The organism is Thalassobacterium sedimentorum, assembly GCF_031127905.1.
In the GTDB taxonomy this organism is placed as follows: domain Bacteria; phylum Verrucomicrobiota; class Verrucomicrobiia; order Opitutales; family Coraliomargaritaceae; genus Thalassobacterium; species Thalassobacterium sedimentorum.
The window spans coordinates 63183-77131 of sequence record NZ_JARXIC010000001.1; the positions used below are offsets into that span (position 1 = coordinate 63183).

At 46.9% G+C, this 13949-nt stretch carries 11 protein-coding genes; 2 read left to right on the forward strand and 9 right to left on the reverse strand.

Going from position 1 to position 13949, the window contains the following annotated elements:
• The first annotated feature begins 16 nt into the window (after window positions 1-16).
• Both QEH59_RS00220 and rpoN read left to right on the forward strand, forming a co-directional pair.
• Entirely contained in the window at window positions 17-1018 is a 1002-nt protein-coding gene (locus QEH59_RS00220; RefSeq protein ID WP_308983337.1) for a serine/threonine protein kinase, read from the forward strand.
• Window positions 1019-1039: 21 nt separating this feature from the next.
• Window positions 1040-2488 (forward strand): RNA polymerase factor sigma-54, encoded by a 1449-nt coding sequence (gene rpoN, locus QEH59_RS00225; RefSeq protein ID WP_308983338.1) that lies wholly within the window; start codon window positions 1040-1042, stop codon window positions 2486-2488.
• Between the two features lie 30 nt (window positions 2489-2518).
• Here rpoN and hemW read toward each other — a convergent pair whose 3' ends face one another.
• From hemW to QEH59_RS00270, 9 genes are all read right to left on the reverse strand, one after another.
• A complete protein-coding gene (gene hemW / locus QEH59_RS00230; RefSeq protein ID WP_308983339.1) occupies window positions 2519-3667 on the reverse strand; it encodes a radical SAM family heme chaperone HemW in 1149 nt (382 codons plus the stop codon).
• 76 nt (window positions 3668-3743) lie between these two features.
• Window positions 3744-3884, reverse strand: a complete 141-nt coding sequence (locus QEH59_RS00235; protein WP_308983340.1) for an entericidin A/B family lipoprotein — start codon at window positions 3882-3884, stop codon at window positions 3744-3746.
• Between the two features lie 93 nt (window positions 3885-3977).
• Window positions 3978-4907, reverse strand: coding sequence for an ArsR/SmtB family transcription factor (locus tag QEH59_RS00240; RefSeq protein WP_308983341.1), 930 nt, complete (start codon window positions 4905-4907; stop codon window positions 3978-3980).
• 145 nt (window positions 4908-5052) lie between these two features.
• Window positions 5053-5574, reverse strand: a complete 522-nt coding sequence (locus QEH59_RS00245; RefSeq protein ID WP_308983342.1) for a phosphatidylglycerophosphatase A family protein — start codon at window positions 5572-5574, stop codon at window positions 5053-5055.
• Window positions 5571-6167, reverse strand: a complete 597-nt coding sequence (gene pgsA / locus QEH59_RS00250) for a CDP-diacylglycerol--glycerol-3-phosphate 3-phosphatidyltransferase (RefSeq protein WP_308983343.1) — start codon at window positions 6165-6167, stop codon at window positions 5571-5573. The genes QEH59_RS00245 and pgsA overlap by 4 nt, the downstream gene beginning before the upstream one ends.
• A gap of 220 nt (window positions 6168-6387) precedes the next feature.
• Window positions 6388-8364, reverse strand: coding sequence for a TonB-dependent receptor domain-containing protein (locus QEH59_RS00255; protein ID WP_308983344.1), 1977 nt, complete (start codon window positions 8362-8364; stop codon window positions 6388-6390).
• 185 nt (window positions 8365-8549) lie between these two features.
• Entirely contained in the window at window positions 8550-11060 is a 2511-nt protein-coding gene (locus QEH59_RS00260; protein WP_308983345.1) for a hypothetical protein, read from the reverse strand.
• Between the two features lie 334 nt (window positions 11061-11394).
• Window positions 11395-12480: a mechanosensitive ion channel family protein gene (locus QEH59_RS00265; protein ID WP_308983346.1), complete on the reverse strand. Its 1086-nt coding sequence runs from the start codon at window positions 12478-12480 to the stop codon at window positions 11395-11397.
• Between the two features lie 206 nt (window positions 12481-12686).
• Entirely contained in the window at window positions 12687-13907 is a 1221-nt protein-coding gene (locus QEH59_RS00270; protein ID WP_308983347.1) for a carbohydrate porin, read from the reverse strand.
• Window positions 13908-13949 lie beyond the last annotated feature (42 nt).

Below are 13949 nucleotides of genomic sequence, written 5' to 3' on the forward strand. Positions count from 1 at the left end.
TTATTTAGTGCGCCCAGTGAGTCACCTTAAACACATCTTCAATGAACTACATTTCAAACTCGTGCGAGTGATTGCCGAGGGCGGAATGGGGATTGTCTACGAAGCGGAACAGAGAGGTGCTGGCAAATTTGTAAAGCGCGTAGCGGTCAAATTAATCCGCGAAGAGTATTCAAAAATAAAGGAATTTCGCGATAATTTTGTCGGTGAAGCGCGCCTAGTCGCAGACTTGATTCACACCAATATTGTGCAGACCTATCACCTAGGCGAAATCAGCGGACAATATTTCATGACGATGGAATATGTCGACGGGATCACACTTGAAGATTTCCTACAGCGACACCGCGACACGCAGCAACTCATCCCCTGCGACTTAGCGACTTTTATTGTCTCACGAGTGTGCCGTGGCCTATCGCACGCTCATCAACGTTGTGACAAAACCGGACGCAACCTTGGCATCGTTCATCGTGATGTGAATCCGCGTAACATCATGCTGGCACGTGAAGGCGACGTCAAACTAACCGACTTCGGGATCGCCAAGGCCTTCGATCTCATGTACAATGAAGAAGGTGAAGTCATCGCAGGAAAGGACGAATACCTCTCCCCCGAACAAGCACGCCGGGAAGTTACTGATGCCCGCGCCGATTTATTCAGCTGTGCAATACTACTATCGGAACTCTTGCTAACAGAAAACATCTTCGAGACCAATCGCGAGGAAGCCACACGCAAGAATATACTGGAGCTAAGCATACCTGATTTCACTGAATTACGGCCCGAGGTCGACCCACGCCTCGACGACATTCTACAACACGGTTTCAAGCGTGATCGCAACAAACGCTATCAAAGTGCCCAAGCGATGCTAACGGCACTCGAAATGTTTCTATATGGTGACGGCTATGGTCCCACCAACGAAAAACTAGCTGCATACATGGCAGATCTCTTTGGAGAAAACGGCGATAGTGCAGCAGAACGATGGAATGAAGGTACCACTCCAGGACTTGCAGAATATGAATCCTACTAACCCATTCAGAGCGCTGACAATATGAGTACACAGGGATTTCACCAAGTACAAAAGCAATCGCAGACCCTCGTCTTAGCACCGCAGTTACGTAATTCACTCAAGATATTACAAGCGCCCGCGGTGGAACTACGCACCTCGATACTGGAGGAGCTTCAAGCCAACCCACTACTCGAAGAATTACCAATCGATAGCATCAGCGTCGAAGAACACCGCGAATCAGCCAACGACAATGAGTATGAGGCTGACGAAGAGCTCGACTTCAAGCCTGAAGATTATAGCGCACTCGATAAAATGAGTGAAGACATGCGCGAACATTACTCGCAAGAGAATAGTGGACAATCACACACCTCTGAAGACGACGAGCGACGCGACTATTTTATGAATTCGCTGACCGAAAGCGTTTCTTTACAACAGCACCTGATCAGGCAGGCTGAACTCACTGATTGTAGCGATGAAGAGTTGGAAGCATTGCTCTACTTAATTGGCAGTTTGGATGACAATGGCTACCTCACCGAAACGATTTCAAACGTGGCCCTCACCGCACGCATACCTTACGGCACTGTAACCAGCGCGGCAGCCACCCTCAAAACTTTCGACCCACCAGGCATCGGCACTGAAAACCTTGAAGACTGCCTAGCGACACAACTCGAACTACGCGGACGCGGCAGCTCACTCGCCGCCAAAATTCTACGGGAACACTTCGACCTGCTAGTGCGTCGTCGCGTTCCCGAGCTCAAGCGCAAGACCGGGGCCAGTCCAGAGGACATCCAGGATGCCATCGAAGAGATCTCGACACTGGAACCTGCCCCGGGTAAACGCTTCAGTCCGGATAGCAATAGCGTCATCCAACCTGATGTTACCGTCTATCAAGACGAATATGACGAGTGGCAAGTTGTACTCAATAGCGACTACATCCCACGCCTACGCATCAGTAACACCTACAAAGAAATGCTAGCCAAAGGCACACTTAGTAAACAGGAAAAAGATTTCATGTTGGAACGTATGCGTTCTGGTAAATTCCTGATCAATTCAATTGAACAACGCCAGCAAACCATCGAGCGTATCACCCGCGAAATTCTCAAATTCCAGAATGAATTTTTCGAAGTAGGCGTGTCCAAATTACGTCCCCTGACAATGAATACAATCGCAGAAACCGTCGGCGTCCACGAGACGACGGTTAGCCGTGCCATTGCTAATAAATATATACGCACACCACACGGCGTGTTTGCATTCAAATATTTCTTCACACCTGGCTATAAAGCTGGCAACGGTGAATCCGTTTCCAACAAGACAATCAAGGATATGATCAGCCACATCATCGAAGAAGAAAACCCTGCAAAGCCCTTTAGCGATCAAAGCATCGTCGACCAACTTAAAGCCAAAAATATCAAAATCGCACGCCGCACAGTCGCCAAATACCGCGAAGAACTTGGCATTCTACCAACAAACCTACGTCGACGTTACGATTGAAAAATAGGGTCGATTCAGCGACTCACGCCTCTAAACTTCCAGCAAGGCACTACCGACAGCATCGCAAACTAGACGACCTCGATGCGTGAGGCAATAATAGCTGCCGAGGGCCTGCAAGAGCCCCTCGGCTTCAAAAACTTTTAATTTCGCTTCCAAAGCGGAGCGATTGGAAGCTGCAGTAAATCGCTGCTGAATCTCTTGCAGGTCAATACCTTGATTCATACGTAATCCGAAAATAACTGCATCTGTCAGTAGCAGATCGTGATCCAACTCAACACGCTCAGTCTTAGGCGCTTGTCCGCGCTCCATTGCAGTGCACCACTCATCTAAATTGGCTGGACGCTGATAACGCTCACCGCCGAACTGACTGGCCGCCGAAGGGCCACAACCAATCCATTCATGCATGCGCCATGTATTCATATTGTGACGACATTCGGCATCTTGCTGAGCAAAATTCGAGATTTCATACTGCGCATAGCCCAGCTCTCCTAACAGTTGCCATCCACGCTCGTAGAAGCGTAACTCTTTCTCTTCATCTATCGAAACTTTCCCCTGAGATAGCTTTACATAGAGTACCGTGTCTTCCTCAAAAGTAAGGCAATAAGTCGAAAGATGGGAGGGTCCCAAACGTGCAGCTTCACGAATATCCGCCTCCCATTGTTCGATGCTCTGGCCTGGAATCGCAAACATCAGATCTAAATTCGTCTGCGGAAAGCCTGCCGCCTGGACGCGCTCCCAGGCAGTGTAAATTTGCTTCGGATTATGCAGGCGGCCAAGCGATTCAAGCAGTGTTGAATTAAAACTCTGCACCCCCATCGAAATGCGTGTCACCCCTAAACCCCGCAGAACCTCAAGCTTATCAGCCTTCACAGTAGACGGTGCCATTTCAATCGTCCACTCCAGCGGTGGCTGCTTTAGACGTTTTAATAACGAACTCCCCAGTCGCTCCAAGTCCTTAGCCCCCAGTAAACCAGGAGTGCCGCCTCCCCAAAAAACAGTATCAACAACACGGTTATCTGGCAATTGTGCAAACTCCAGATCCATCCCATCCAGATAACGGTCTAGGTCCCCGCGCCGGGGCTTTTCCTGATAGAACGCACAGAAATCACAGGTAGAGGCACAAAAAGGCACATGACAGTAGATGCCGATAGCCAACGGCGTGGTAGAGGCTCGCATCATATATAAGAATCCAATAAAAAACGGTTCAATTCACAAAGTCAGGGAACCGTTGCATTAAAGACCAGCTCAAGCCACACTAGTCACCTATATTCTGAATAGATTCCCCGAGTGACTCTACATCTTGCCCCAGCCCCTTCATCGTATTACAACCAGAAAGCGCGGCCAGAGAAACCAGTACGATAACTGGCGCTAGAAATTTAAGTAATAAGTGTTTCATATCTAGAGTGATAGTATTTAAATACAGACGCGCAAGCCGAAGCTGATAGCCCGCACCCGATTGCTCGAGTTCTTAATCCACAGAAGCAGCCAGTCATTTAACACCACTAGCAAGAACTGTTTGAAAATTCGGCTCTTCATTCTCACGTGCGACTACATTCACCTCAATTTTACGAAAGCCCGCGCTCTTCAGGTAATGATACAGTGTATTCTCTGAAAATCCAAGCCACACATCAGCATACAATTCGCGCGCTTTCTCAAACTGGTGTTCAAGTAAATCAATAATAATCAACTGGCCGCCTGGCTTCAAGATTCGGAAGGCTTCCCGAACCGCAGCATCAGGATGCTGTGCATGGTGAAGCGCCTGACTAAGCAGGGCGAGATCTACACTCGTATCCTGCAAAGGCACCTCTTCAATATCCCCGAGCTGATAACTTAAATTGGTAAAACCATTTTTCTTCGCCAAATCACGTCCAAACTCCACCATCTTGGGAGAATTATCAATGCAGGTCACCTGCTCAGCTCGCCGTGCGAGCAGTTGTGAAAGCAAGCCCTCGCCTGCCCCTAGATCCGCAATCTGAATTTTAGGCGTCAAATGTAATAAAAAGTGGCCAATCGCCTCCCAACTCCGACCGGGGCAATAATTTTTCCCCAAGCGGCCAGCCACAGAGTTAAAATACTGCTCCGACTGCTGCTTTCGCTTCTCCAAAATGCGTTTCAGGTTCGCGCAATCAGAAACAATTTGCTCAGACTTCTCAACCGAGACACAGGCTGCCTCCATCAGGCGTAGTCCCTGTGTCTCAAACTCTCGATTGATGGCGTAAAAAGTTTTCTTTCCCTCGCGACGATCATGTACCAACTCCCCCTGGCGCAAGAGCCCAAGGTGAGAAGAAATACGCGACTGCCCCATATCGAGCACTTCTTGCAACTCTGCCACCGATAGCTCCTCTCGCCTCAAAAGCGATAAAATCCGCACCCGCGTCGAATCAGCCAATAATTTAAGAGTTTCCCAAGAATCTGCCATCCAGAGAGTTTCAAAGCAGAATTACACGAGTGGCAAGCAATCTTAACCATGTGCTTGAGCCGGGTGAATTAAGAACGGCCAAGCACTTGAGACTGACGCAAAAATGACAAGCCCCTACCAAATGCTACTTCACGAAATAATAATCCTAAAACAGAAAATACAATAACATGTGCAGAGTCACACAGGCAGCCAAGCCAGCAGCCAAATCATCCACTGCGCAACCAAGTCCACCTGGAAGGTCTTGTAATTTGGAGATACCAAATGGTTTTAAAATATCAAATACTCGAAATAAAGCAAAACCAGCCAGCAGTACCGGCCAACTTCCATGTTGCGCAATCAAGCCAGAATGCCCTCCCATCCCCACAAATACCAGCGGAACTGCAACCACCTCATCAAGCACAATCATACCTGGATCACGCATTTGCAAGCGCTTCTCCGCAGCATCACAAATGGCGATAGCCAAGTAAGCGCTCAAACCAGCTAAAAAAATGAAGCCCAGCGGTGAGGCATGGTGAAAAAAGACCGCATAAAAAACCAGTCCCACCACACTCCCCCAAGTACCAGGAGCCTTTTTGATCCGCCCAATGGGACCAATTGTTGCCAAATTTACCACTAAAGATGTAGACAAGGCACGCGTCCAAAAAACATAACGATCAATCGAGCTCACGACTTATCCTCATTTTCACCTGTAAAAATCGACCAATACTTCACCATATACTGCGTGCCTGATGATACCGTCAATAGCGTCGCAATGACAAAAAACGTAAGCCCTCCCCAGTGCAGTACATCTCCCAGAATCGCTGGTAAAAGTTCAGGAAAATCCATTCGCACAGCAACCGCCATCAATAACAAAATCGCGGCGACAATTTGCGAGACAGTCTTATGCTTCCCCGACTTCTCAGCAGCAAGTACAATACCAGAACTCGCCGCAACCAAACGTAAACCAGTAATTAAGAATTCCCGGCTTAAAATAAGTAGCAAGAGAGGCAGAGTCCATGCAGGCAAAGTATTATGCGCCAATAAAGCAATAAACAAGCCCACCATAAATACCTTATCAGTCAACGCATCCATCAATTTTCCGAAATTTGAAACAAGACCTTGCTTACGCGCGAAATAACCATCGGCCCAGTCCGTGAGCGCCCCAATGATAAAAAGCACAAAAGCAACTGTGCTCGCCCCCGTAAAAGGTGCATACAGAAAGCCAACAATCCCGAAGAGGATTGGAATGCGAGAGAGCGTCAGTAAATTTGGAAGATTCACGTGGCTAAGGCTGCCTCAGATACACGCGGGCGGCTAGTCAAAAATTTGGGATTTTCAGTCGCGGACAATATGACAACCACACAAGATCTGAATAGGCACGAAAAGTCATGTTCCATTCTGTTCGAATATACCTCCCCCAGCCGATGATAAACCCAAAAAAAAGTGTGACCGCACTCAGACAGCCACACTCTCAATGTGTCAGTGAATGTGATTAAACCACTTAAAATTTATAAGCAGCAGACACAACAAACTCACGTCCCTTTGAAGCAAATCCAATGTTGCTACCAGTGCGTGAACTATACCCATAAGTGGCTTGGTCGTAGTAGTATTCATCAAAGAGATTATTGATCGAAAGCGACAGCGTCAATGGAGTGCCTTCGAACGGCACCCAATTTGCGTGCACGTCTGTTACGAAGTATCCATCCTTATCCGGAGCATCGGCAGCGATATCATTAGGCTCGCTTTCCACCAGACGTGCACGCACGCCGGTGTTTAGACGGTACTGCGGCAATGCATAATCCAACTTAGCAGTCCATGTACGCCCAATGCTAGTGCCCAAGCCTAAGTTACCATCAGTCAAGCGATCGCCGTTTAAGCTATTATCTGCCTCCCAGACTCCAAAGCTCAGACGCACATCTTCCCATTCTTTACCAATTTCAATTTCATAACCTTCGACCCGAGCATCACCCGCATTTCCCCAGTCATAACCACCACTGCCATTACTGACTAAATCGATGTAGTTGTCGATATGTTGAATATAGTATGTTGCACGTGCAAAATATCCATCGTTCTCATAAGCGACACCTAGCTCGAAATTATCCGCTTCTTCGGCATCCATATCTTCACCGTGCGCATATAAACCACTAAAGAAGGATTCACGAATAGTCACACCACGATAAGCCATCGAATATGCAGTGCGTAATGTCAGACCAGTCAGGGCTTCCCACTCCACACTAACATTAGGACTGAAGCCATCACTGTCATTCTTTACACCATCGCCGATTCCGGAATCGACCTCATGTCGATAGTTATCATAGCGTAAACCAGCGGAAAGCAGCCATGCCTCCGAAAGATTCCAATTGTCCTGCGCATAAAGCCCAAAAACCGAAGCACTCTGGTCACTCGAGCCAGAACCACGTGCCTGTTGCGCACCATAGCCATCGTCCAAACGCAGATCTGATCCGTATGTCAGCTGGTGATCAGCAAACCGCATGGTATTGCGTACATCGTAGCCGTAGCTAGTCAGCTCGCCCTCACCGTATAGATCACCTGTTGTGTTGCGATGATTGTTATAATCACTACTGGTCCAATACAATGTAGCCTCAATATCCAGTAAATCATCACCGGCATCAAAGTTATGGTTGTAAGTCAGTGTTTCCCGATTCATCTCATGATCCGAGAGAATGTAAGATCCGGTGAAATTCGTCATGTGCGGACGCTCATAGTAAGTACCGTAATCGTGCAAGTTTTCATATGAAAGACTCATCTCATGGTCACCAAATTCACCGTTGACCTTAAAATAGCCACGTTCGTGATCATATCCAGTCGGTTCAACACGATCGCCATGGCCGTCGTCATAATCGTTGCCACTTTCACGTGTCACCGCGGCAAGTACGCCGATATTTTCAGTCACACGTGCATAGGCTGAAAACACACCTTTATAACTATCATCGCCGTTCAGGCCTGCAGTGCCTTTGATGAAAGCACCGACATCCTGCCCCGGCTCTAGCATATCAAAGGCATTCTTTGTGGTCACACGTAGGGCACCAGTCAAAGCACCCGCACCACTCGTTGCCGCTCCGGCACCTGCGTCCAGCTCAATAGTTTTCACAAATTCTGGCTCTATCTGCACACGTCCTTGGTGATGGTACAGCTCACCTGCCTGCTGTGCGCCATCGATAGTGACATTCAATAAGGTATCTTCAAAGCCCCGCACATAAATTTTCTGAGCCACTGCAGAACCACCTCCCACAGCCACAGTTGATTCATACGAAAGCAAGTCGCTCAAATCATTTGCCTGAAGCAATTCTATCGTTTGCGAATCAACCGCAAAATTACCAGGCTCCTGCTCCGCAGTCAGCACTGATTCTTCGAAGTAAACCGGCGCCTGATCCGCCACACCCTGCGCCATTAAACTACCGGCAAGTAAGCTGCCAGCTAGATAGAATCCCGTTCTCGAATAAGTATTGTTTTTCATTTAAGTGTTCTTGTTGTTTGCTTGGCTTCAGTAAATCGGCCAAGTTAACAATGAGACTCAGTATCAAAAATGTCGTCAAGGATTGATATTGCGTCTCAATAGCTATTAGTGGAGCTATTGAGACCATTAGTGATGCTGTCATAAACAACGGCTCCAACTACAGGAGATTGAAGCGTATCAGTGAACTACGAGCGTTTAATTGCCACTGAAGTACGCGGTTTAAGTTGAATATCCCGATAGATACGTGTCCCCTGGTTAACTGGATCCATCCACTCGAAACTCTCATCGGGAAACAATTGCTTAAGATCGAACTCCACTGTATCTGGTGAAGGATTAATAAAAATAACCCCATTTTCAAATTCCCGATACACGACCGGACTCAGCCCCTCGACACGCATGTTTTTCAGGTTTAATGGCTGACGCCCAGTCCAGGAAAGTTCCGCCCACAGCTCAGCGGCTGGTAAATCACTCAGAGAGAAGCTAAGAGCTTGTAGCACCGGTCCTACTGGAATGGATTGACTGGAAATGTTAGCGAGTGCTGGAGCCACCTTCACGGGTATTTTAGATGCATTCAAGCTCATGGAGCTTAAATGAGTCCAAGCCAAGTTGGCTGGCCCACCAGCATGCTGTACTGCAAAGCGAAGTTGAATGCGCTGCCCCGCGTAGGCAGATAAATCAACACTATATTTGGAATCGAGCCCCTGCCCTGTAGAAGCTCGCTGAAGTTTCCATTTCCCAAGTGGAGCGGCGCTGCCATCATCATTGGAATCAACAACTTTTACAAAAGCCTCACGCTCTTGACCACTCACCCAGTTAAAGTGTAACCACGCTGCGCTTGCTGGAACCTCTAATACGATATCTATAAAGGAATAATCCGCCTCAGCCAACAAACGCCAGCGATAGCCATTGTGATGACTCATGAAATCCGTAAATTTATCATCTATAGGGAAATAATAACGCGGTTCTCCCTCCAGCATATCCCCCACTGCTACAGGATCTCCAAACCAGGGGGCAAGCACTGGCTGTAACGACAACTTTAATTCTCCCAATTCAGTCGAAGAAGCCTCTCCAAACAAATTCAGATCGGGATGCATATGACCATCAATTTTAAATCGATAGCGGCTCCCCATAATTGCCTGATCGTCCCCCGCTTCAGCAGTCTGATTCTGGCCAACACGTTTCGGATAAAGCGTATAAAGGTTTTCGCCTAAATCGATTTTATTGGAAACAGCATTCATTTCATCCAAATAGCGTGTAGCCCCCACAGCTTCGCCCAGCCATGCAGTAGGGTTCTCCCCTCCAAATACAGTATGCCGCTGCAGGCTGCCAAGATTTGGTGTCATCACGTAATGCGCAAACATACCAGCTAAACCGGCACCCACCGGATCCCAGAATTCGAACGCGATCGACCCCTCGTTGGCCTCGAGATACTTAAACGTATTCAGCCAAGTAGAAAAGTCGGACCAACGCCTTTTGAACAAGGAAGCATTACGTTTAATATAAATACCATCCAAACCACTTTCTATTAAATTATGAACAGCCCCTGAAGTATGCATCATTACAATCGAGGCTTCGCCGCCGAACTCGGCATCAAAGCGCTGGGTAAAGCGCAAATTATATTTAGATAAACGATTTGAAATTAAAAAGAATTGATCACGGATTCCGTTCAAATCAAAATCGAAAGCAGTTCCGGCATGCCAAACCTCAAAGACACGATTACGTGTATTCTGAGAGTCCTGAATAAGAACATCCCAAACACGTTCACCCGAGTCATTAAAAAGCACGGTTTCCACACGCTTCAAGGCAATTTGCAGCCCAGCCTCGGTGCCAAAATTGATCAACAATCCCTCCATTCCATCTCCATTCTCAGGAAGTGAAACTACGCTATAAACCCAATCTCCGGTCATCCAGACCTGACGATCCTCGGCCACTGCAGGGCGAGCAACTGTCAGGCGTTCCATCACTCCGTCAGCAGACTTTAGTTCCATCAGCTCCGTTTTAGAAAAATCGGGTTTTCCATCGGCAGTGCGGCCCACAACCAATATCCAATGAGAATCATTCAAGCGTTCAACATTCTCAACATAAAGAGAATGCTCCATCGTCTTATATATATAATCCTGACTGATCCGAGTCCTCAATCCTAAAACCAAGGCGTCAGCCACAGGACCATCCACAGCATCTGTGGGCAATGTCGACACATCAAACTGAATAAAACCGACACGATCAGGCTCATTCGCCAACCAACGCTCACAATATCCTTCTAATATTTTCCCAGCCTCAGTATTGAGTAAGGCAGCAGGCATGGTAATCCCCTCAGCCCAAGCGATTTCACGCTCAAAGTTGCGATACGTTAAATTAGCCAATTGCGCCTGCATAGTCACTAAACGGCTAATCGACGCTCGCTTGCGGTGCGCATCCTCGGATTCAGTATTTACAAGTTGCGAAACTGCGGAGTCCGACTCCGACTCTGGCCCTAATTCTGCCTCTAGTTCTGGCTCCAATTCAGGCTCTAACTCTAGCTCGGCAGCCCCCCCTTCGATGTAAGCCAGATCAGCAGCCGATAACATAGAACGCGGGATAGTAACGAATCGTCCATCCATATCCCGGCGCACATGAACACCTAATTCATCGACCGAAACCAGCTCGCCCTCCAAAGTACGGCCATCGGTCGAGGTCCAAGTTCGCGCCTCGGTCATACATCCTAAAAAGAAGCAAAATAATATTATTAATATATGAATACCAGTGGTCTGATTAAAGCGCATAAACAAATAGTTCCTAAACGCACACTGTCTAAAGAAAATTTGTATTAAAAGACAATTCTAGATTAAGCATACATGGAGCCGAACTAGCCATCTAACATACAGACCTAGTATAACTCTAACAAATGAGAATTAATGCGATTGAGTAATCTGAACATCCAATATACTCCCATGAAAGACAACACAGACACCCCCATTTAACCTGCCCGTAACAATCTAGAGATCAACAGGATAGGTGTCTGGCCTACGCGACATGAATAAAGTCTCAAGATTATGAGGTCTCCAGCTGTCCCTCATCATCCTGCTTCAAATAAACAGTGCGTGTCGGATAAGCAAAATCAATCCCCACCTCAGCAAACCAACGGCAAAGCGCTAAATTAATTTTCTGCTGTATATCCATATAAGCAACGTAGTCTGCCGACAGCACATAATAAACGACCTCAAAATCATATGAGCTCGCTCCAAAACCCTTAAAGTGGGCTCGGTCAAAGCGAGTATGATCAATATTCTCGATAATCTCTCTAAGCTTAGCTGGAATTGCTTGCAACTGCTCCGGAGTCGTTTGATACAGCACCCCAAAGCTGAAGGGCACACGACGTTCTTGCATACGCTTATAGTTGCGCACCCGGCTATTCAAAAGATCTGTATTCGAGAAAATTAATTGTTCCCCCGACAGGCTGCGCACGCGAGTGGTTTTAAGGCCGATCTTTTCCACTCCCCCCATCAGATCCCCCACAATGATAAAGTCACCAATCACGAAGGGCTTGTCCAACACGATCGACAATGAGGCAAATAGGTCCCCCAAAATATTCTGTAAGGCTAACGCAACTGCGATACCACCAATCCCCAAGCCAGCGACCAACGCAGTCACATCATACCCCAGATTGTCGATGACAAGTAGTAGAGCCAAGGACCAAATAATTAAACGAACGATAAAAGACATCCCTTGGACAGCAGAAACCGCACTCGGATTGTCCTGCATTTTTGCATCCGAATAAAAAGTAATATATGCACTCACCATACGGTTCGCCCAAATAGCCACCTGTAAGGTGATCACAATTAAAAGTGCAAAATCCACATAACTCTCTGCCTGACCCAAGTCAACGAATTGTAAACCACCCCAAGCGGAAGCAACCAACAAACTAAAATTCTTCGTCGCGTCCAAAGCCGCGGCCACTAAATCGTCCGCAATAGTTGCGGTCTTCTGACTTAAACTCCCCACGCGTCGCTTCAAAATACTGAACATCAAGCGCAAGGTCAAAAAGAGCACAAATGTAACAGCCAAGGCTAAAAGCCAATCCACAAGTAAATGATCTTCTGATTGAAAGGACTCGAAACGATCAAGTAATGTATTCATAGAAATAGTGGTTCCATAAAGACCGCATTATGTCAAAAATATGACACAATTTATAACGGGCTGTTCTCGTGTTGTAGCAAAATCAATTCCAAATCAGAACTTAGCCGCAGTATAATTCAGCCTTCAAAACAAACGGAGCCTGTTCGCAATGAACAGGCTCCGTGATAATAAAATGAGAATTAGAATATGGCGTTGGCAATACGAATTTAGAATGACATACCTAACCAAGCACCCACAACTACAGCGTCATCAATATCACCAGTGCCACCTGGATTTTTGATATACTGCACAGATGGCTGAATATAGAATGCAGGAGTCAACTGAACACGATGGCCTAATTCAAAAACCATTTCGTAGTCAAGATCCTCACCGATAGAATCGCCGTAATCATCACTGAGTTCAGCGTAGGTAACAAATGCAACCGTACGATCCTCATCACGTCCGGGGATCAAACCTTTGTAATTAGCACCCGCACTAACTTGTAACGGAGTCTGAGCTAACTCCTCTTGGCTAGTATAAGCACCAAAAGCAAACAAAGTTAGATTTTCGTTAGGCTGAAAATCAAAGTGAGCGTAGAGACGTGAAAGACTGTTGGCACTCTCCCCTTTGAAGTCAGTATAATCTAACTCAGTATGAGCCACACCTACATAAAGCTGAGCTGGACGATCATTGATCATGGGCGTCCAATCGTACTGAGCCATGTAAGTAATGCCATCATCCGAATCGATACCAAAATCTGTGCCTGGAATATTTTCCCAGATATTTTCATTATTTTGGTAAGCTCCGAACTTAAACATGTGTTCGTCATTGACCTCATATTTGATACGGGCATGCCAAACTGCCAAAGGAAAGGACACAATTTGGATTTCATTCAGCATCATTGCGCGAATGGGACCGTTAATTGAGGTGCTGAGTGAATAACGATACAGATCATCGTTCGCAAAATCAGAATCCTGACTATCACGTCCAAACTTCAACGACAACTGATCGTTGATGTAAGTATCAATTGCAATTTGATATAAGATCGTTTCCTGACCATCAGGGCCGCCATAAATAGTCATAGGATCGTAAATTCCGCCAACACTTTTGGAAACGCTATCACCATGGCGATTGACCATCGAAATCTTCATCGTGGTGGCCTCCCAATCGAAGAGTTTCTCTAGGTCCAGGTCCAGACCTGCGTAGATCTGCCCCGTAAATTCTTCGTCATCCTGAATGCCACCTGAAACATTGGCACCGACGATCGCATCGTAATAAAAGAAAGGCGTAATTCCAGCGTTCTCCAAGCTGGTCCGAGATCCGCCCCAGTCACCCGTGAGACGCTCACGTTCGAGTATGGGTCCGGAATCCACATAATCAGCCAGTGCACAACTGGACGAAGCAAGGAATGCTGCGGAGAGTAAGAAACGGGGATTGATAGTTTTCATATGATGTATGTTTTTGGGGGTTGTATTATTTGACTGAGGTGA

What these genes read in the sequence shown, in the direction of transcription:
- QEH59_RS00235 (WP_308983340.1), bottom strand. Translation starts at nt 3,884, where the DNA reads ATGAAACACTTATTACTTAAATTTCTAGCGCCAGTTATCGTACTGGTT.
- QEH59_RS00265 (WP_308983346.1), bottom strand. Translation starts at nt 12,480, where the DNA reads ATGAATACATTACTTGATCGTTTCGAGTCCTTTCAATCAGAAGATCAT.
- QEH59_RS00270 (WP_308983347.1), bottom strand. Translation starts at nt 13,907, where the DNA reads ATGAAAACTATCAATCCCCGTTTCTTACTCTCCGCAGCATTCCTTGCT.
- QEH59_RS00260 (WP_308983345.1), bottom strand. Translation starts at nt 11,060, where the DNA reads ATGACCGAGGCGCGAACTTGGACCTCGACCGATGGCCGTACTTTGGAG.
- QEH59_RS00255 (WP_308983344.1), bottom strand. Translation starts at nt 8,364, where the DNA reads ATGAAAAACAATACTTATTCGAGAACGGGATTCTATCTAGCTGGCAGC.
- QEH59_RS00240 (WP_308983341.1), bottom strand. Translation starts at nt 4,907, where the DNA reads ATGGCAGATTCTTGGGAAACTCTTAAATTATTGGCTGATTCGACGCGG.
- rpoN (WP_308983338.1), top strand. Translation starts at nt 1,040, where the DNA reads ATGAGTACACAGGGATTTCACCAAGTACAAAAGCAATCGCAGACCCTC.
- hemW (WP_308983339.1), bottom strand. Translation starts at nt 3,667, where the DNA reads ATGATGCGAGCCTCTACCACGCCGTTGGCTATCGGCATCTACTGTCAT.